General features: G+C 75.0%; 22 protein-coding genes and 1 tRNA gene. 14 read left to right on the top strand and 9 right to left on the bottom strand.

Translation table 11 applies throughout. The features are described 5' to 3' along the window. The first annotated feature begins 1 nt into the window (after position 1). The 3 genes from IFT77_RS13315 (at position 2) to IFT77_RS13305 (ending at position 2896) form a co-directional block, all read left to right on the top strand. Positions 2-772, top strand: coding sequence for an SDR family oxidoreductase (locus IFT77_RS13315; RefSeq protein WP_192042929.1), 771 nt, complete (start codon positions 2-4; stop codon positions 770-772). A 54-nt stretch (positions 773-826) separates the two neighbouring features. Next, positions 827-1846: a zinc-binding dehydrogenase gene (locus IFT77_RS13310; RefSeq protein ID WP_192042930.1), complete on the top strand. Its 1020-nt coding sequence runs from the start codon at positions 827-829 to the stop codon at positions 1844-1846. A 69-nt stretch (positions 1847-1915) separates the two neighbouring features. Continuing rightward, on the top strand, positions 1916-2896 hold the full coding sequence (locus IFT77_RS13305; protein ID WP_192042931.1) for an NAD(P)H-quinone oxidoreductase: 981 nt from the start codon (positions 1916-1918) through the stop codon (positions 2894-2896). A 104-nt stretch (positions 2897-3000) separates the two neighbouring features. Here the strand turns inward: IFT77_RS13305 and IFT77_RS13300 are convergent, their stop codons facing one another. After that, entirely contained in the window at positions 3001-3453 is a 453-nt protein-coding gene (locus tag IFT77_RS13300) for an Asp23/Gls24 family envelope stress response protein (protein ID WP_192042932.1), read from the bottom strand. 128 nt (positions 3454-3581) lie between these two features. Here IFT77_RS13300 and IFT77_RS13295 point away from each other — a divergent pair, with 128 nt between their 5' ends. Genes IFT77_RS13295 through IFT77_RS13285 form a run of 3 tightly spaced genes read left to right on the top strand, consistent with a single transcriptional unit; the run spans position 3582 to position 5253 of the window. Further along, positions 3582-4139: an RNA polymerase sigma factor gene (locus IFT77_RS13295; RefSeq protein ID WP_192042933.1), complete on the top strand. Its 558-nt coding sequence runs from the start codon at positions 3582-3584 to the stop codon at positions 4137-4139. Then, a complete protein-coding gene (locus tag IFT77_RS13290; RefSeq protein WP_192042934.1) occupies positions 4136-4768 on the top strand; it encodes an Asp23/Gls24 family envelope stress response protein in 633 nt (210 codons plus the stop codon). Before IFT77_RS13295 ends, IFT77_RS13290 begins: the two co-directional genes overlap by 4 nt. Continuing rightward, positions 4768-5253: a hypothetical protein gene (locus IFT77_RS13285; RefSeq protein ID WP_192170252.1), complete on the top strand. Its 486-nt coding sequence runs from the start codon at positions 4768-4770 to the stop codon at positions 5251-5253. The genes IFT77_RS13290 and IFT77_RS13285 overlap by 1 nt, the downstream gene beginning before the upstream one ends. Before the next feature lie 115 nt (positions 5254-5368). Here IFT77_RS13285 and IFT77_RS13280 read toward each other — a convergent pair whose 3' ends face one another. The 4 genes from IFT77_RS13280 to IFT77_RS13265 all read right to left on the bottom strand — a co-directional run bounded on the left by IFT77_RS13280 (position 5369) and on the right by IFT77_RS13265 (position 8289). Further along, on the bottom strand, positions 5369-6268 hold the full coding sequence (locus tag IFT77_RS13280) for an NAD(P)-dependent oxidoreductase (RefSeq protein ID WP_192170251.1): 900 nt from the start codon (positions 6266-6268) through the stop codon (positions 5369-5371). A 296-nt stretch (positions 6269-6564) separates the two neighbouring features. Then, a complete protein-coding gene (locus IFT77_RS13275; RefSeq protein ID WP_123548416.1) occupies positions 6565-6738 on the bottom strand; it encodes a CsbD family protein in 174 nt (57 codons plus the stop codon). Between the two features lie 134 nt (positions 6739-6872). Next, on the bottom strand, positions 6873-7877 hold the full coding sequence (locus IFT77_RS13270; RefSeq protein ID WP_192170250.1) for an aldo/keto reductase family protein: 1005 nt from the start codon (positions 7875-7877) through the stop codon (positions 6873-6875). A 259-nt stretch (positions 7878-8136) separates the two neighbouring features. Then, positions 8137-8289: a hypothetical protein gene (locus IFT77_RS13265; protein ID WP_192170249.1), complete on the bottom strand. Its 153-nt coding sequence runs from the start codon at positions 8287-8289 to the stop codon at positions 8137-8139. Between the two features lie 263 nt (positions 8290-8552). On the opposite strand from IFT77_RS13265, the gene IFT77_RS13260 reads away from it, so the two are divergent. Both IFT77_RS13260 and IFT77_RS13255 read left to right on the top strand, forming a co-directional pair. Further along, the gene (locus tag IFT77_RS13260) at positions 8553-8888 is read left to right on the top strand and encodes a PadR family transcriptional regulator (RefSeq protein ID WP_192042938.1); all 336 of its coding nucleotides are present in this window, start codon (positions 8553-8555) and stop codon (positions 8886-8888) included. Then, positions 8881-9453 (top strand): hypothetical protein, encoded by a 573-nt coding sequence (locus tag IFT77_RS13255; RefSeq protein ID WP_192170248.1) that lies wholly within the window; start codon positions 8881-8883, stop codon positions 9451-9453. Before IFT77_RS13260 ends, IFT77_RS13255 begins: the two co-directional genes overlap by 8 nt. Positions 9454-9707: 254 nt before the next feature. Here the strand turns inward: IFT77_RS13255 and IFT77_RS13250 are convergent, their stop codons facing one another. Next, the gene (locus IFT77_RS13250) at positions 9708-10187 is read right to left on the bottom strand and encodes a hypothetical protein (protein WP_192042940.1); all 480 of its coding nucleotides are present in this window, start codon (positions 10185-10187) and stop codon (positions 9708-9710) included. Positions 10188-10337: 150 nt separating this feature from the next. On the opposite strand from IFT77_RS13250, the gene IFT77_RS13245 reads away from it, so the two are divergent. From IFT77_RS13245 to IFT77_RS13235, 3 genes are all read left to right on the top strand, one after another. Next, a tRNA-Gly gene (locus IFT77_RS13245) sits at positions 10338-10411 on the top strand. A gap of 159 nt (positions 10412-10570) precedes the next feature. Continuing rightward, the gene (locus tag IFT77_RS13240; RefSeq protein ID WP_192170247.1) at positions 10571-11347 is read left to right on the top strand and encodes an alpha/beta hydrolase; all 777 of its coding nucleotides are present in this window, start codon (positions 10571-10573) and stop codon (positions 11345-11347) included. Continuing rightward, the gene (locus IFT77_RS13235; RefSeq protein WP_192170246.1) at positions 11344-12009 is read left to right on the top strand and encodes a hypothetical protein; all 666 of its coding nucleotides are present in this window, start codon (positions 11344-11346) and stop codon (positions 12007-12009) included. The genes IFT77_RS13240 and IFT77_RS13235 overlap by 4 nt, the downstream gene beginning before the upstream one ends. Positions 12010-12051: 42 nt before the next feature. On the opposite strand, the gene IFT77_RS13230 is transcribed toward IFT77_RS13235, so the two are convergent. Further along, positions 12052-12687, bottom strand: a complete 636-nt coding sequence (locus tag IFT77_RS13230; RefSeq protein WP_192042943.1) for a TetR family transcriptional regulator C-terminal domain-containing protein — start codon at positions 12685-12687, stop codon at positions 12052-12054. Positions 12688-12764: 77 nt separating this feature from the next. Here IFT77_RS13230 and IFT77_RS13225 point away from each other — a divergent pair, with 77 nt between their 5' ends. Then, positions 12765-13235: a GNAT family N-acetyltransferase gene (locus tag IFT77_RS13225; protein WP_192042944.1), complete on the top strand. Its 471-nt coding sequence runs from the start codon at positions 12765-12767 to the stop codon at positions 13233-13235. A gap of 274 nt (positions 13236-13509) precedes the next feature. After that, positions 13510-14310, top strand: a complete 801-nt coding sequence (locus IFT77_RS17345; protein ID WP_192170245.1) for a DUF805 domain-containing protein — start codon at positions 13510-13512, stop codon at positions 14308-14310. A 118-nt stretch (positions 14311-14428) separates the two neighbouring features. Here IFT77_RS17345 and IFT77_RS16970 read toward each other — a convergent pair whose 3' ends face one another. Beyond that, positions 14429-16195: an ATP-binding protein gene (locus IFT77_RS16970; protein WP_371741057.1), complete on the bottom strand. Its 1767-nt coding sequence runs from the start codon at positions 16193-16195 to the stop codon at positions 14429-14431. After that, positions 16192-16860, bottom strand: a complete 669-nt coding sequence (locus IFT77_RS17525; protein WP_192170244.1) for a response regulator transcription factor — start codon at positions 16858-16860, stop codon at positions 16192-16194. The genes IFT77_RS16970 and IFT77_RS17525 overlap by 4 nt, the downstream gene beginning before the upstream one ends. Before the next feature lie 162 nt (positions 16861-17022). Here IFT77_RS17525 and IFT77_RS13205 point away from each other — a divergent pair, with 162 nt between their 5' ends. Then, positions 17023-17784: a hypothetical protein gene (locus tag IFT77_RS13205; RefSeq protein WP_192170243.1), complete on the top strand. Its 762-nt coding sequence runs from the start codon at positions 17023-17025 to the stop codon at positions 17782-17784. Positions 17785-17796 lie beyond the last annotated feature (12 nt).

Raw genomic sequence — 17796 nt, 5'->3', positions numbered from 1 at the left:
CATGACCTCGTCCCTCTTCGACCTCACCGGCCGGCTCGCCCTCGTGACCGGCTCCTCCCGCGGACTCGGTCGCTCCTTCGCGCTGGCGCTGGCGGAGGCGGGGGCCCAGGTGGTCGTGCACGGCCGCGACGCCGGGGCGCTGCGCGAGACCCAGGACGCCCTCGAGGCGGCCACGGGGACCCGGCCCGCGACGACGGTCTTCGACGTCACCGACGCCGCGTCCGTCGAGGCGGCCGTCGGGGAGCTCGTGGCCGAGCACGGCGTGCCCGACGTCCTGGTCAACAACGCCGGCGTGCAGAAGCGCGCGCCGTTCACCGAGTTCCCCGTCGAGGACTGGGACGCCGTCGTCGCCACCAACCTGTCGAGCGTGTTCTACGTCTCGCGGTTCGTGGCGCCCGGCATGGTCGAGCGCGGCTCGGGCAAGATCGTCAACGTCGCGAGCGTGCAGTCGATGCTGGCGCGCGAGACCATCGCGCCGTACTCGGCGAGCAAGGGCGGGGTCGCCCAGCTCAGCCGCGGCATGGCGGCCGACGTGGCCCGGCACGGGGTCCAGGTGAACACCCTGTCGCCCGGCTACTTCGCGACCGAGATGAACACGGCTCTCTGGCAGGACGAGACCTTCGACTCCTGGCTGCGGCAGCGCACGCCGGCGCGTCGCTGGGGCCGCGTCGAGGAGCTCACGGGGACGCTGATCTACCTCGCGTCGAGCGCGAGCGACTTCGTCTCGGGGCAGAACATCTTCGTCGACGGCGGCATGACGAGCGTCGTCTGACGTGCGTCGTCCGACGAGCACGCAGGACCGGCCCGCCCACAGAGGAGAACGACCGTGAAGACCATCCAGATCGACTCCGCGACCGTCCTGACGGAGCGCGAGGTCCCGACGCCCGAGCCCGGAGAGGGCGAGGTGCGCATCCGCGTCGACTTCGTCGGCATCTGCGGCTCCGACCTGCACTACTACTTCGAGGGCGCCAACGGTGCCTTCGTCGTCGAGGAGCCCCTCGCCCCCGGCCACGAGCTGTCGGGACGCGTCGACCTCGACCCGAGCGGCGAGTGGGCACCCGGGACCCCCGTCACCGTGCACCCTGCCCGGTTCGGCACCCCGACCGAGGGCACCGAGGAGGCGCCGCACCTGTGGCCCGGCGGCTCCTACCTGGGCAGCGCCTCGACGCACCCGCACACGCAGGGCGCCCTCAGCGAGTACCTCGTGGTCGACGCGGGCATGCTGCGGGCGCTGCCCGCCACGCTGCCGCTCGAGCGCGCGGCCCTGGCCGAGCCCCTCGCCGTCGCCCTGCACGCGGTGAGCCGGGTCGGCGACGTCCGGGGCGCCCGGGTGCTCGTCTCCGGGGCCGGGCCGATCGGCCTGCTCGCCGCCGCCGCGGCCCGTGCCCGCGGCGCGGCGCGCGTGACCGTCGTCGACGTCCTGCCCGAGCCCCTGGCGCGGGCGCTCGCCGTGGGCGCCGACGAGGTCCTCCGCCTCGGGGAGGACGCCGTCCCCGCCGACTCGTTCGACGTCGTGCTCGAGTGCTCGGGCGCCGCGCCGGCCGTCAGCGCCGCCTTCGTCGCCGCCCGTCGCCTCGGCGTCGTCGCGCAGGTCGGGATGGTCCCCGACGTCGCCCGTCCGGTCAACCTCGCGCCCGCGATCTCGAAGGAGCTCACCGTGCTCGGCGTCTTCCGCTTCCGGGACGAGATCGACGAGGCCGTGCGGATGCTCGACGCCGACCCGTCGCTCGGCGCGGTGGTCACGCACGTCGTCGACAGCGCCGACGCGGTCCGGGCCTTCGACGTCGCCCGGGACTCGTCGGTCAGCGGCAAGGTGCTCGTCGCCGCCTGGCCCGACAGGCCGTAGGAGGCGCCGGCCGTTCCACGGGACAGGGCCCGCGAGCCTCGTCCCGCCCCGTGGGGGGAGGATGGGGGCATGCGCGCCGTCACCGTCCCCGTCCCCGGAGGGCCCTCCGCCCTCGTCGTCAGCGAAGTCCCCGAGCCCGTCGCCGGCCCTCACGAGGTCGTGATCGACGTCGCCGCGGCGGGTGTGAACCGCGCCGACGTCTCGCAGCGCGAGGGGCACTACCCGTCGCCGGCCGGGGCGCCCGCGTGGCCGGGGCTCGAGGTGAGCGGCACCGTCGTGAGCGTGGGCAGCGAGGTGACGAGCGCCTCCCTGGGCGACTACGTCCTGGCGCTGCTGTCCGGCGGCGGCTACGCCGACCGCGTGGCCGTCGACGAGGGCCTGCTGCTGCCCTACGCGAAGGGGCTCGACCTGGTCGAGGCGGCCGGGCTGCCCGAGGCGCTCGCGACCGTCTGGTCGAACGTCTTCATGTCGGCCGGGCTGCAGCCGGGCGAGACCCTGCTGGTGCACGGCGGGTCGAGCGGCGTCGGGTCGATCGCGATCCAGCTCGCCGCGGCCCTGGGCTCCACCGTCTACGCGACCGCCGGCTCGGCCGAGAAGACGGCGTTCTGCGAGCAGCTCGGCGCGGCCCGCGGCATCGACTACAAGCAGGAGGACTTCGTCGAGGTCGTCCGCGAGCTCACCGGGGGCCGCGGCGTCGACGTCGTGCTCGACCTCGTCGGCGGCGACTACCTGGCCCGCGACGTCGAGGCGGTGGCCCCCGGGGGCCGCGTCATGGTGATCGCGACGCAGGGCGGCACGTCCGCGACGATCGACGTGGGGCGCCTGATGGCCGCGCGCGCACGCATCTGGGGCACCACCCTGCGTGCCCGTCCGCTCCCGGAGCGCCGCGCGATCATGGCCGAGGTGCGCGAGCACGTCTGGCCGCTCGTCTCCGCCGGGACCGTGCGCCCGGTGCTCGACAGCGTCTACCCGCTCGAGTTCGCCGCGACCGCCCACAAGCGGATGGAGTCGGGGCAGCACCTCGGCAAGATCGTGCTCGCGGTGCGCTGAGGGCCGCGCGCCCGGCCGACACGTGAAGGAGGTGCGGTGCAGGCAGACCTGCACCGCACCTCCTCGACGTGGTCTCGTCGCCGGTGCGTCGGCGGCGCGTCGGCTCAGCGGACGCGGGCGTCCGACTGGTCGTCGTCCTCGTCGTCGTCGCCGGGGATGTGCACGTCGGCGACGGCCACGTTGACCTCGGCGACGTCCATGCCGACGAGCTGCTCGATGGCGGCCGCGACGGACTCGCGGACCTGGTCGGCGACCTGGCTGATGGCGACGGGGTACTCGACGACGATGGTGACGTCGGCCGCGACCTGGGTCTCGCCGACCTCGACGCGGACGCCCTGGCCGAGGTCCGTGCTGCCGACGACGTCGCGGAGGGCGCCGAACGCTCTTGCGGCACCGCCGCCGAGGGCGTGCACGCCGGGCACCTCACGGGCGGCGATGCCCGCGACCTTGGCGATCACGGCGTCCGCGACGACCGTTCGGCCGGGCGTCGTGCCGTCGGCCGGGAGGCCGTCCGGGGTCGTGACGGCGGCGGGGGAGGTCTGCGTGGTGTCGGCCATGATGGCTCCGTTCTGCGTGAGGCTGGTGTAGTCATGGATGAGACGCGTCCCGCGACACGATCGTCACGGAATCCGTCGAACTCGTCCCACCCACGCTCCTTCGAGAGCCGCCGCGCAGAGGAGGCAGCATGCCGATCGACCTCTCGGACGCCGCCGACGGCACGCTCGCGTCCCGTGCCGCGGAGGGCGACGAACGGGCCTTCGAGGTGCTGCTACGGCGTCACCTCGGCCTGATGACGGCGTACGCGACGCGGCTCACCTCGTCCCGGGCCGACGCCTCCGACGCGGTGCAGGAGGCGTCGATCACCATCTGGCGTGAGCTGCCGGGCCTGCAGACCCCCGACGCCGTCCGCGGCTGGATGATGACGATCGTGTCGCGCAAGGCGTTCGACCTGATCCGTCGTCGCCGTCCCGCCGCCGACGTCGACGAGCTGGAGGTGCCCTCGACCGACGGCGCCCACGACGACCCCGAACGACGGGCGCAGTCGTCCGACGCGATGGTCGCGCTGCGCCAGGCGCTCGGCCGGCTGCCCGCCGCCCAGCGCCGCGTCTGGACCATGCGCGAGGTCGGCGGCGAGTCGTACGCTGACATCGCGGAGCGGACCGGCTCGTCCGTGACCGCCGTGAGGGGCCAGCTCGCCCGTGCCCGAGAGTCCCTGACCCGAGAGATGGAGGCCTGGCGATGAGCGACCCGACGCACGTCTCGCCTGCCGTGCAGCCCGCCGAGAGCCCTCGTGAGAGCTCGGAGCCGGACGGCGGCTCGGTCTCGACCGAGCGGCTCGCCGACTACCTCGACTCCGGCCGGGAGCCGTACGACCCGCTCATCGAGGACGACCCCGAGTGCCTCGCCCAGCTCGTCGCGCTCGAGCGGCTGCGGGCGCTGTCGTCCGAGCTCGTCGAGAGCGACGTCGAGACGGCTCCCGCGCCCGACCCGTCGTGGATCGCCGGCGTCATGGACCGCGTGCGTCTCGAGTCGCGCACCGGCCGCGACATCCCCCTGGCGTCGCCCGACCCGCGCAGCACGGTGCACATCACCGAGGGCGCCGTGCGCTCGCTCGTCCGCGAGGCCGGCGACTCGGTGCCCGGCGCCGTCGTGGTCTCGTGCGGGCTCGCGGGCGACGTGGGCATCGCGGACGCGCCGATCCGGGTCGACGTGGCGATCAGCGTCGTCTACGGCGCCGACCTGCGGAGCGTGGCCGACCTCGTCCGCGAGGCCGTGGCGCGGGCGCTCACCCGCCAGACCGAGATCGTCGTCGAGGCGCTCGACGTGACCGTGCGCGACGTGCACCTCGGTGCCCGAGAGGCAGGACTGTGATGGACGAGGCGACGAAGGACGACGCGACGACCGTCGAGGAGGCGCCCGTCGCCTCCCCGGCACAGGCGCGGCTCGACGACCTCGCGCTCGAGCTCGGTGCGCTCGCCGCCGAGACGGACGGCGTCGCGCGGGTGCAGGCCCGGCCCGGCGCCGTCGAGATCGCCCGCCAGGCGCTCGACGGGCTCGCGGCGGCGGTCGCCAGCGTGACCGCGCGCGTGGGCACGGGTGCCGGCGCGGGTGCCGACGGTGCCGAACGTGCCGACGCGTCTGCGTCCGCGACGCAGCCCGCGGGGCGCTCGCTGCCCCTCGTGACGCTGGTCGTGACCGACGACGAGACCCGGGTCGTGCTCGACCTCGCCGTGGACGAGGCCGCCTCGGGGCCGGCCGTGGCCCGCGACGTCGCGGCGCGCCTCCTCGTGCACCTCGCGGAGCAGCAGCTGCCCGACCCCACGGTCGACGTGCGGATCGTGGGCGTCGCCTCCTAGCCTGCCGTCGGCCCGGCGGGGCGGGGCTCGAACGTCGGCACCCGCCGGACCCGCGCGGACCCTCGTGCGCGCCGAGGGGTGTGCGCGGGTCCCGAGGGTGTCGACGAGCCGGCTGTCAGCGGGTCATGCGGTCGAGCGAGAAGGCCGCCGAGGCGAACGGGCCGCCCTGCGGGCCGGCGACGGTGCCCGGGTCCGTCGGCGCGACGCCCTCGGCAGTCGGCTCGGGGAGGGGGCCTTCCGCCGCTACGGACGCGTCGTCCAGCGGGTGGTACCCCACGGCCTCGCCCGCCGCGAGGTCCCACCATCCCTCGGCGTTGGCCGACACCGCGTAGAACACGGCCGCGTGGACGTCGGTCGTCATGGCGGCGACGAACGCGCGCACGGCGTCCGGACGGCTGAGCCAGGTGTGCAGGTGGCGGGTGTCCTCCGGCGCTGCCCCGTAGCTGCCGATGCGGAGCGCGATGGTACTCAGGCCGAACTTGTCCGAATAGAGGCGGCAGAGGGCCTCGCCGGCGACCTTCGAGACGCCGTAGAACCCGTCGGGGCGGGGCGTCATGCCGACGTCGACGGTCGTGTCGGTGTCGTACGAGCCGGTGAGCCGGTTGCTGCTCGCGAAGACCACGCGGCCGACGCCTGCCCGTCGCGCCGCCTCGAGCACGTGGTACGTGCCGACCACGTTGACCGTCGCCAGGTCGTGGAAGTCGGCCTCGTCGCTGAGGCCGCCGAGGTGCACGACCCCGACGCAGCCGGCGAGGAGCGCGGTCAGGGCCTCCAGGTCGGCGACGTCGACGATCTCGCGCCGCTCGACGGCAGCGGCTGCGGCTGCGGCGTCGGGGTTGCTGCCGGAGACGAGGGCCGCGACCGGAGGCACCTCGACGACGTCGGTCGAGACGAGCTCGACCCCGAGCTCGTGCAGCGCGGAGCGGAGGTGCACCCCGATCCGCCCGGCAGCACCGGTCACGGCCCAGCGGGCTCCTCGGAGGCGGGTGGAGTCGGGCTCGGCGTGGTCGCTCATGCCCCCACCGTAGAGCCGACCCCCGACCCCCGACCCCGACCCCCGACCCCGAGCTCGGGCCGCACATGCCGACCGCAGGCGGGGATGCGCCCCCGCAACACAGGGATTTCCCGCTACAGCAGCTCGCGCGGTCGGCATTTGCAGGCACCACCGGCTGGAGGAGGCGCGATGGGCGGCCTGGGGGAGGGGACGGGGCGGGCGCGCACGGCACCGACCCCGGACAGCAGTCGAGCCCGGCACCTGTGCAGGTGCCGGGCTCGGACTGGGAGGGCGCGACGTGTCGACGCCCGGGTGGATCAGTGCTGGTCGCCGTCCTTGGCGCGCTCGGTGGCGAGACGGTCCTCGCTCATCGACTTGTCCTTCTGGCCCTGAGCGGTGAGCTCGGCGTCGTCGGTCTTCTTGCCGACGGCCTCCTCCACGTGTCCGGCTGCCTTCTGCACTGCGTCCTTGGCCTTGTCTCCGATGGACATGCGGTTCCTCCTCCTGCTGAGTCCCGGGATGTCCCGGCTGTGACGTGGACGGTAGGCCCGCCCGGCGACCTGCGCCCGCCGCTCGGGATGTTCCCAGGAGGCGGTCGGCCGGCGGTCAGCGCCGGCCCGGCGGCCTAGACCTCGCGGCCGGCGGGCATCTGCGTCTTGCGGGGGTCGGTCTCGGCGAGCCCCTCGAAGATCGACTCGATCTTCGCGAGCACGTCGGCCTCGAGCACGACGCCCGACGCCTTCGCGTTCGACTCGACCTGCTCCGGACGCGAGGCGCCGATGATCGCCGACGCGACGTTCTCGTTCGACAGCACCCAGGCCAGCGACAGCTGTGCCTGCGTGAGGCCGAGGTCGTCCGCGACGGGCTTGAGCTGCGCGACGGCGTCGAGCACGTCGTCGCCCATCCAGCGCTCGATCATCGCGGCGCCGCCCTTCTGGTCGGTGGCCCGGCTGCCCGAGGGCAGCTCGCCGCCCTTGGTGTACTTGCCGGTCAGCACGCCCTGCGCGACGGGGGACCAGACGATCTGCGAGATGCCCAGCTCCTTCGAGGTCGGGACCACCTCCTCCTCGATGACCCGCCAGAGCAGGGAGTACTCGGGCTGGTTCGAGACGAGCTGGATCTTCAGCTCACGGGCGAGCGCGTGCGCCTCGCGCAGCTGCTCGGCGTTCCACTCGGAGACGCCGATGTAGAGCACCTTGCCCTGGTGGACGAGGTCGGCGAACGTCTCCATCGTCTCCTCGAGGGGAGTCTCGACGTCGTAGCGGTGCGCCTGGTAGAGGTCGACGTAGTCCGTCTGGAGCCGCTGCAGCGAGCCGTTGATCGACTCGGTGATGTGCTTGCGGCTGAGGCCGGTGTCGTTGTGGCCCTTGGGGCCGGTCGGGCCGTAGACCTTGGTGAAGATCTCGACCGACTCGCGACGCTCGCCCTTCAGGGCCTCGCCGAGCACCACCTCCGCCTGGGTGTTCGCGTACACGTCGGCCGTGTCGAAGGTCGAGATGCCGACGTCGAGCGAGGCGCGGACGCACGCCGTCGCCGTGTCGTTCTCGACCTGCGAGCCGTGGGTGAGCCAGTTGCCGAACGTGAGCTCGGAGACCTTGAGTCCTGAGTTGCCGAGGTACCTGAATTCCATGGGGTTCTCCTTGTCGGGGGCGCTCCGCTGCGCACCGCCGTCGACGCTACGCCCCGGCGGCGTGAACGTTCACGCCCGGGGTACGGCGGCCTGGCGGCCTCGAGTGGTCAAGAAGTGTCCTTCCCGGCTTCGGGAAGGACAGATGCTGACCAGTCGACCTCCGCAGGCGACGGCTGCACGACGAGAGGCCCCGTTCCGACCTCCGCAGGTGCGGGCAGGTCGATCCGGGGCCTCTCGAGGAGTCTTCGGGGGTAGGGGCTCAGGCCTTGTCGGCGTCCGAGTCCTTGTCGTCGTCGACGAGGCCGTCCTTCGAGCCGTCGGCCAGCTTCTCGGTGTGCTCGGCCTGCTCGTCGGTGACGTTCGTCGAGCCGTCGGGGGCGGTGTCCGGTGTGGTGTCGTCGTGATCGCTCATGCGGGCGACGATACGCCGCACCGCGCCGGGCCGCCGGACCGGTCAGCCTCAGAGCGAGGGAGATCCGGTCCGAGGTGGGCAGGATCACGGGGCACTTGACCGGCCGACGGGCAGATCACTCTCAGATCGAGGGAGGCATGCCACGCACCGCACCGCACCGGCAACGGACGCAGGAGGCGCGGTACCGGTCGTGATGTCCAGGCACCTCTCGTGTCCGCCCTCCGACCTTGACCTGTCTTGCACCGCAAGGTAGCTTGTGACGCATGACAGCGGACGTGGGTGCGCAGCTGCGCAAGGGCGTCGTCGAGTACTGCGTCCTGGGCCTGCTCGACCGCGAGCCGATGTACGGCTGGCAGCTCTCCGAGCAGCTCGTCCAGGCCGGGCTCGTCGCCAGCATCGGGACGCTCTACCCCGTGCTCGGCCGTCTCCGGGCCCAGGGCCTCGCCACCGCCTTCGATCAGCCCTCGGCCACCGGCCCCGTCCGCAAGTACTACCGGCTCACCCCGCTCGGCCGGGCCCAGCTGACCGCCTTCCGCCTCCAGTGGGGGCCCTTCACCGCGTCGGTGCACCAACTCATCGGAGAGGACACCCATGACTGACACCACCCCCGAGGTCACCACCGCGTACCTCGCCCGGCTCGACTCCGAGCTCGACCAGCTCCCGGCAGACCTGCACCGCGACATCGTCGCCGGCGTCGAGGAGGAGCTGCAGGGCCTCGACGCCGAGTCGGCCGCTGCCCGCATCGAGCAGCTCGGCGACCCCGCGTTCATCGCCGCGGAGGCGCGCGCCGGGTCCGCGACGGAGGCGCGCGCCGAGTCGCCTACCGGAGCTCCCCTCGGGGCCCCGGACGCGCCTCCCCCCGGCCGGGCGTTCTCGATCACCGCCGCCGTCGTCCTGATCGCCGGCTCGCTCCTGGTGCCGGTCGTCGGCGCCCTCGTCGGCCTCCTCTTCGTCAGCCAGGCCCAGGCGTGGTCACGACGGGAGAAGGCCGCGGCGTGGCTCGCGTCCGTCGGCGTCGCGCTCCTCGCCCTCGCGGCGGCGGCCCTGATGTCCTCGTCGGGTGTCGGCGGCGGCCACCTCGCGCTCCTGGTCGGCTACCTCGTCATCCCCGTCGTGGGCATCGTGCTCGCCGTCCGGGCGCACCGTCGCGGCTGGCGCGCTTGACCGATCCCCAGGCCGAAGGCTCGCGCCGGCGCGCACGACCGTCGGCGCGAGCGACAGTCGGTGTGCGCACCCGCCGGCGGGGGCACTCGCTGGCTCGCGCGACCGTCGGCCGACGCACCCGCCGACTCGCGCACCCGCCGGCCCGCGCCTCCTGCGCTCGCCCCCTGCGCACCACACCCCCTACGGTGCACCGCACCCCTGATCTCAGGGGTGCGGTGCACCCGAGGGGGTGCGCCAGGTCGGGCGGCCGCGGGCTAGCGCGCGGTCTCGCCCGCGTCCGCGATGCAGCTGAGCGCCTGCTGGCCGGCGTCGGACTGCTCGGCCGACGAGTCGGAGGAGACGGGCCAGGTCGACGACGACTGCGCGTCCTCGTTGACCGACTCGAAGGTGCCGTCGAACTCGTCGGACTCGACGTCGCCGGTCGTGGTCCAGAGGCCGACCGTGTCGCTCAGCACGTTGTTCTCGCCGACGGGGGCGGCGACGTACCAGGTGCCGTCGTCCTCGCGGGCGTAGGCGAGCAGCACGTCGTCGTCGACCTCGTCGCCGAGGGCGTTCAGCGCGCTGTCGAGCACGCGACTGCAGTCGACCTGGTTCGACTGGGCGGGGCTGGTCGCCGTCTTCTCGCTGCCGGGCACGTCGCCGGCCGGGTCGGTGACCTGGGCGCCGCCGGTGCAGCCCGTCAGCGGCAGCAGCATGAGGGCGGCGAGGGGCAGCAGCGTCTTCTTCGTGATCATGGGGCGACCGTACGGCGGTGGCGCGCGGGCCGTCCGCATCCACAGGAGATCGTGCCCTGCGAGCACGGCCGACGCTCTTGCCCGGTGCCGCGGACGACCCGAGGAGGCGCGGGTCGGTATAGTAGGAGACACCTGCCTCAGAGCGGGTTCGCGAGTGTAGTTCAATGGTAGAACTCCAGCTTCCCAAGCTGGTAGCGCGGGTTCGATTCCCGTCACTCGCTCCACTTCCCCGTCGACGCGCCGTCGTCGCCGTCTCCGTCGCCGTCTCCCGTGTGACCGGGGCCCCTACCGCGACGTCGGCGGTCTCCCATAGGTTCGAGCCAGGCCGTCGGCGTCCCCGGACGACGCGGCCGCAGCTGCTCCGCCTCCCCGGAAGGACCACCATGGACATCCTCTTCGTGCACGGCGCCCTGGTGCGCGACGGCCAGTGGTGGTGGCGGCCGACGGCCGACCTGATGGAGGCGGAGACCGGCATCCGGAGCCGCTCCCTCGCCCTGCCCTCGTGCGGGGAGCGCCCGGCCGACGGCCGCGACGACGTGCGGGTCGGCTCCGATGCTGGCGGCGGCGCCGGCGTTGCCGGCGGTGCAGATGGCCCCGCGACCGGCCTCGTCGCCGACGCCGCCGCCCTGCGCCGCGCCCTCGACGAGGCGAGCGGGCCCGGCGAGGTGATCGTCGTCGCGCACTCGTACGGCGGCACCGTCGTGGCCGAGGCCGGTGCTCACCCGGCCGTGGCGCACCTCCTGCTGGTCTCGTCGTACCTGCCCGACGTCGGGCAGTCGCAGGGCGCCGTGATGAGCGGCGAGACGGACCCGGTGCCCCTCGGCGACGCCGGCGCCGGGCGGCTCGGGCTGGTCGGCGACCTCAACGCCCCGTGGTTCGGCGCCCGGTTCCTGCAGGACGGCACCCCCGATCAGCAGCGCGAGGCCTTCAGCCGGGTCGTGCCGCAGGACGCCGCCTCCTTCACGACGCCCACCACCCGGGCCGGCTGGCAGGGCGTCGACTCCACCTACCTCGTCTGCGCGGACGACCGCAGCACCTCGGTCGGGCTCCAGCGCGCGCACGCGGCCCGGGCGACCCGGTCGGTCGAGCTGCCGACCGGGCACCACCCCTTCGTGACCCGGCCGGACCTCGTCGTCGAGCAGCTGCGGGCGTTCGCGTGAGCGCGCGGGGCGCGTCGGGCGCGACGGGCGTGCCGAGCGTGCCGAGCGCGTCCAGCGCGATGTCGGGCTCGACCCGCACGACTCTGGTGGCGGGCGTGCTCGTGGGGCTGTCGGCGGCGACCGCCCTCGTCGACCTGGTCGTCGCCTCCTCGTTGCTGCGCACCGCGGGTCCGCTGCTCGCGCTCACGGGCGCGGTGCTGCTGGTCGTCGGCGTCCGGGACGAGACCGGACTCGGGCGGGTCTCGGCCGTCGCGTCGACGGGCGTCGTCCTGCTGTTCGTGCCCGACGTGGTCGACCAGGCGCTCTCGTCGACCTGGAGCGACCTGGCGACCTCGGCCTCCCCGGGGGCCCTGACGCTCGGCACGGCGCTCAGCGTGCTGCGGCTCGTGGCGGTCGGGCTCGCGGTCGCGGCCGCCGTCGTCGTGGTCCGCCGGCGCCTCCTCGAGCCGTGGGCGCGACGCGCCCTGGTCGCCGTGGTGGTCGCCGCGGCGTTCTTCGCGCTGATGCCGCTCATCCCGTCGTCGACGCTGGGCCTGATCGTGATCGTCACCCGCCTGTACCTGCTGCCGCCGGTGCTGTCGCTGCTGCTCGGCGTGGCCCTGGTGCTGCACGGGCGAGGTGGCCGGGTGCGCTCGCGGGTGGGGCGCGGCCTCGAGGCGTAGCGCTCGAGCACGGACGTCGTGCGCCGGTGAGCGCCGTCGGAGTCAGGCGGGGGCGAGCACGGCCGTCAGCGTGACGGCGAGGGCCGCGTGCTGTCGCTCCGCCGGCCAGGCGCCGGGGTCCCCGGCCGTGAGGGTGGCGATGCCCTCGATCGCGGCGACCAGCGCCGACGCCCGCGCGGCTGCATCCGCGGCTCTGTCGGGGTCACCGGTGCCTGCGTCACCGTCGACGTCGGTGCCGGCCGGGCCCCGGGCGGCCTCGAGGAGGCGCGAGAGCCGGGCGACGAACGACCGGTTCGCCGCGGTGTGGCGTTCCGCCAGCACGGGGTCGCCCAGCGCCGCGGCGACGAAGCCCACCCACACGCGGGCCTCGGCGAGCCCCTCGGCGTCGGTCGGCAGGGAGGCGCTCGCCACGGCCCGCACGGCGGCGGCGGGGTCGGCCGCGGTGTCGGCCTCGAGCCGTTCGGCACGCTCTCGCGACCGCTCGTGGAGCACGTCGCGCGCGTGCAGCAGCAGCGCCTGCTTGTCGCGGAAGGTGTGCAGCACCAGCCCGGTCGTGCAGCCGGCCCGCTCGGCGACGGCGCGCAGGGTCAGGCCGCCCGGCCCGAGCTCGGCGAGCGTCGCGAAGACCGCCTCGGAGAGCTGGAGGCGTCGGGCGTCGTCGTCGCGGAGGCGGGGCACCCCAGGACCGTAGCATCTGTTACCGTAACGCTTGCTACGGACGCCGGACGAGAGGGCATCCGCGAGAGGAGCCGCACATGACCTGGCAGATCGAGGTCGTCCCCTACGACCACCCCGAGGCCGACGAGCTGCGCCGGGCCCAGCGCCGCGAGCTCGACGAGCGCTACGGCAGCGACGACCACGAGCCGGGCACGCCGCCCAGCGCCTCGGACGTGCCCGTCTTCGTGGTCGCGCGCACCGCCTCCGGTGCCGCGGTCGCGTGCGGAGGGCTCCGCCCGCTGCCCGACGACGTCGCCGGGCCCGGCTCGGTCGAGGTGAAGCGCATGTTCGTCGATCCGTCCGCTCGCGGCTCGGGGGTGGCCGTCGCGGTGCTCCGAGCGCTCGAGGAGGAGGCGCGCGGCCTCGGCGCCCGCCGCGTCGTCCTCGAGACGGGCACGCGGCAGCCCGACGCGATCCGCTTCTACGCCCGCGAGGGGTACGGCGAGGTGCCGCTGTTCGGGGCGTACGTCGGCAGCGCCGAGTCGGTCTGCTTCGCCCGCGAGCTGTAGGAGGCGCGGCGCGCGTCGCCGAGGGCGGTCGCGTCTTCGTCCGGCCCGGCTCAGCTCGGCTCGGCTCTGCTCGGTGCGGTTCTGCTCGGTGCGGCTCTGCCTCGTGCGGCTGGCTCTGCGCCGAGGGCGGGTCTTCTGGCTCGAGGGCGGGTCGCGGGCGACCCGCCCTCGGCCCGGAACGCCCGCCCTCGGCAGGGGGCGCTGCCGCTCGCGTGCTGGCCGGCTGCCGCTAGCCTGGGCAGGTCGCGAGGGGCGACGGATCGAGGGGGACGACATGAGCGACGCACGAGACGACGAGCAGGGCCGGGCCGGGGGGCAGCAGCCGCAGCCGTACGGGCAGACGCCCTACGGGCAGCAGGCAGGCGGGGAACAGCCGCCCTTCGGGCAGCCGCCGCAGCAGCAGCACGGCGGGCAGCCCTACGGCCAGCAGCCCACTGGTCAGCCGCCCTACGGGCAGGCGCAGTCGGGTCAGCCGCCCTACGGGCAGTCGCAACCGCCCTACGGCACGCAGCCGCAGCAGCCGTACGCCCAGCAGTCGTACGGCCAGCCGCAGCAGCCCTACGCCCAGCAGTCGTACGGCCAGCCGCAGCAGCCGTTCGGCGCGCCTCCCGGAGTGTCTCCGCGCCTCGCCGACGGCTCGGTGCCGCTCTGGGCGCCGCTGTACGGCGCCGGTCCGCTCGAGTCGGTCGGGCGGTTCTTCCGCAAGTACGCCGACTTCAGCGGCCGCGCGAGCCGGAGCGAGTACTGGTGGGTGGCGCTCGCCACGGTCGTCGTCTGGTTCGGCCTCGGCCTCCTCGGGCTCCTGGCCGGTCTGCCCGGCATGGAGGTCCACGCCGACGGCTCGTCCGACCCGGGACCGGGCTTCTATCCCTTCGCCCTCGTCTTCGCGGCGCTCTTCTTCGGGACGATCGTGCCGTATCTCTCGATCGGGGTCCGACGGCTGCACGACGTCGACCTGAGCGGGTGGCTGCTCCTGATCAACCTGTTCCCGTACCTCGGCGGCATCGCGCTCACGGTGCTCGCGATCCTCGGCCCGAAGCCCGGCGGCGCGCGCTTCGACCGCCCCCGGCCCTAGGGCCCGCCGGCCCGCCCGACGTACCTGCCGTCTCGCACCCCTGAACGAGCAGCACACCCCCGAATTCGGGGGTGTGCTGCTCGTTCAGGGGTGTGACGTGTGCGCGGGTGGGCGGGCGTCAGCGAGGGAGCGTCAGCCGGAAGACGGCGCCGCCGGGGGCCGCACCTCCGGGCTCACAGACGAGGTCGCCGCCGTGCGCCCGCGCGATGCCGCGGGCGATGGGCAGGCCGAGGCCGGCGCCTCCGTCGCCCGTCCGCCGGGCCTCGTCGAGCCGGACCAGCCGGTCGAAGACGCGCTCGCGGTCGGCCTCCGGCACCCCGGGGCCGTCGTCGGCGACGAGCACGGCGGCCACCTCCGGCGACGAGCCGTCGACCGTCAGCACGACCGTGCCCGTCCCGTGCGTCGCCCGCGCTGCGTTGTCGACGAGGTTGCCGAGCACCTGCGCCAGCCGGCCGGCGTCGCCCAGGACGACCAGCGCACCTGCGCCAGCGCCGCCGCCTGCACCAGCGCCGCCGCCTGCACCAGCGACAGCGCCAGCGCCGACCCCAGCGCCCGCACCAGCACCAGCGCCGCCACCGCCGTCGACCCACGCCCCGGCCGCGGCGCCCGCCCCCCGCACCTCGACCCGCAGCTCCAGCCCCGGCCGACGCAGCCGCTGCCCCTCCACGACCGAGGCGACCAGCGCCTCCACGTCGACGGGCGCGACGTCGAGCTCGAGCCCGCGGTCGACGCGGGCCATCAGCAGCATGTCGTCGATGAGGCGCGACGCCCGGGCGGCCTCCCGGACGACGTGGACGGCCAGCCGCTCGCGCTCGTCGGGCCCGACGTCGGCCGACGAGCGGACCAGCGTGTCGGCGGCCGCGCGCATCCCGGCGACGGGCGTGCGCAGCTCGTGCGCCGCGTCGGACACGAACGCGCGCACCCGCTGCTCGGCCTCCAGCGCGGTGCGCTCCGCGGCGAGTGCCGTCCGCTCGGCCTCGAGCGCGGCCTGCTCGGCGCCCTCGACGCCGTCGAGCATCTCGTCGAACGCGGTGGCGACGCGGCCGATCTCGGTCGACTCCTTGGCGGGACGCAGCCGCCGACCCCGGTCGCCGTGGGCGATGGAGCGAGCGACGGCGGTCATCCGGTCGAGCGGACGCAGGGTCGCCCGCACCACGAGCACGAGCCCCGCGGCGGCCACGACCAGGAACACGCCCGACGTCCCGAGCATCACCCAGCGCAGCTGCGTCAGCGTCTGGCCGACCGAGCTCGAGTCGGCCGTCAGCGTGATCGTCGACCCGTCGCTGAGCTCGCTCACCAGCGTCGTCACCTCGTCGTCGGCCGTGACGCTCGAGGCGGTCACCGTGACGGCGTCGGAGTCGGCCGCGGCGCCGTCGGTCGCACCCGGAGCCGAGGAGGTGCCCGTCGCCTCCTCTCCCGGGGCCGCGGGGCCTGCGGTCGCGTCGCCGGGCGGCGTGTCCGTGCCCGCGCCTCCTGCGCCCCTGCCCGGTCCGGCCGGCAGGCCGTCCCCGAGTGCGGGCGGGCCCTCGCGCAGCTCGTCGGGGGAGGGACCGGCGACGATCGCGCCGCCGTCGGCGTCGCGGATCACGACGGACAGGCCCTGCGCCGACAGCCGGTCGGCGAGGTCGTCGCCGTCGACGGTGCCGACGAGCGCGGCGGCCGCCGAGGCGCGGTCGCGGAGGCGGTCCTCGACCTGGGCGCGGAGCCGCTGGCCCAGAGTCGCCTCGACCGCGACGGCCAGCCCGGCGAGCAGCAGGGCGAGCAGCACGAGCACGGCGACGACGGTGCGCGCCCGGAGCGACCCGGTGCTGAGTCGAGGCCCGTCGTGCCGCGCGGTGCCGTCTCGCGCCGCGTCGTGCCGCACCGTGTCGCGCCCGTCGCTCACGCGCTCATCCGGTAGCCGAGCCCGCGGACGGTGTGGATGAGCCGCGGCCCCTCCCGCTCCATCTTCTTGCGGAGCGAGCTGAGGTGCACCTCGACGAGGTTCGGGTCGTAGTCGTCGTAGCCCCACACCTGGGTGAGGATCTGCGTCTTCGAGACGGTCCGGCCCCGGCTCTCGGCGAGGAAGGTCAGCAGGCGCTGCTCGGTCGCGGTGAGGTCGAGCGCGACCCCGGAGCGGGTGGTGACCGAAGCCTCCGGGTCGACGACCAGGTCGGCCACCTCGATCACGGCGGGGATGCGCCCGCGGCGCCGAAGCACCGCGCCGATCCGGGCGAGCAGCTCGGCCACCGAGAACGGCTTCACGACGTAGTCGTCGACGCCCTCGGCGAAGCCCCGGAGGCGGTCGTCCAGCTCGTCGCGCGCGGTCAGCATGACCACGGCCGCGTCGCTGCTCGTGCGGACCGTCGCCGCGAGGCGGATGCCGCTCGCCCCCGGCAGCATCCAGTCGAGGACGACGAGGTCGGGGACGAACGCGCGGAGCGCCTCCGGCAGCTCGGAGCCGTCGGGCAGGCCCTTGACGGCGAAGCCCTCCGCGCCGAGGGCGGCGACGACGGACGAGAGCAGGGCAGGGTCGTCGTCGATCACGAGGACGCGGGCGGGGGAGATCACCGGCTGGACGGTACGGGGCCGAGATGCGCCGTCGCCGCCGGTCGCCTATGGAACTGCTGGACGCCCCGGCGACTTAAGCGCGGCTTCAGGTGCGCTCCCGAGGTTGGTCACAGCGGCGGACGACCGGTCCGCACCACCACCACCCCCTCGTCAGGAGACGACATGAACGACCAGCAGAACCCCTTCGACCGTGACGGCGACCTCGGCCGTGACGGCAGCGGCGCCGGCGACGGCGACCGTCACCGCGACCAGCGCGACGCGTTCGGCGCCCCCCGGCAGGACTCGACGGCCGACGACGCGACCCGCGAGCTGCCCCTCTCGCCCCGCGTCGCGTCGGAGCAGGGCGTGCCCGCCGCCCCGCGCCGACGGGTGACGAAGCGGCTCGGGATCGGCCTCGGCGTCGCCGCGGTCGGGCTCGCGCTCGTCGGCGGCACGGCAGCGGTGGCGTCGTCGGGCGGCGCGAGCACGCTCACGGCGGCGACGTCGAGCGCGTCGCCGAGCCCCAGCGCGAGCTCGGACGCAGGAGGCGGCACGGACTCCGCAGACGAGACCGGCCCTGCGGCCCCCGGCTCGGACGCCTCGGGGTCGCCGACGCCCGCCGCGCCCGGTGCGACCGGCGACGAGGCGGACGGCGACGCGCCGGTCGGCCCGCTCGCGGGCGGCCCCGGCTGCGCGTCGGGCACTGCCGGCGAGGGCGCCCCGGCCGCACCCGCGCCGGGCGACGCGCCCGACCCGGGCGCGAAGGGCGCCGACGGTGCCGACGGCGCCGAGCGCCCGACGCCGCCGGCCCCGCCGGCCGACGCCCCGGCCCCCGGCGAGGAGGGCTCCGGCAGCAGTGACCGCCCCACTCCTCCGACCGATGCGCCCACCCCGCCGACGGACGCTCCGTCGGCCCCCGCCGACGAGTCCGCCACCGGCAGCTGACCCGCTCCTCGT

Origin of the sequence: Frigoribacterium sp. CFBP 13729, from assembly GCF_014841875.1 — a bacterium.
Lineage (GTDB): Bacteria > Actinomycetota > Actinomycetes > Actinomycetales > Microbacteriaceae > Frigoribacterium.
The sequence above is the reverse complement of the archived record's forward strand: the minus strand, read 5'-3'. Positions and strand labels throughout refer to the sequence as shown.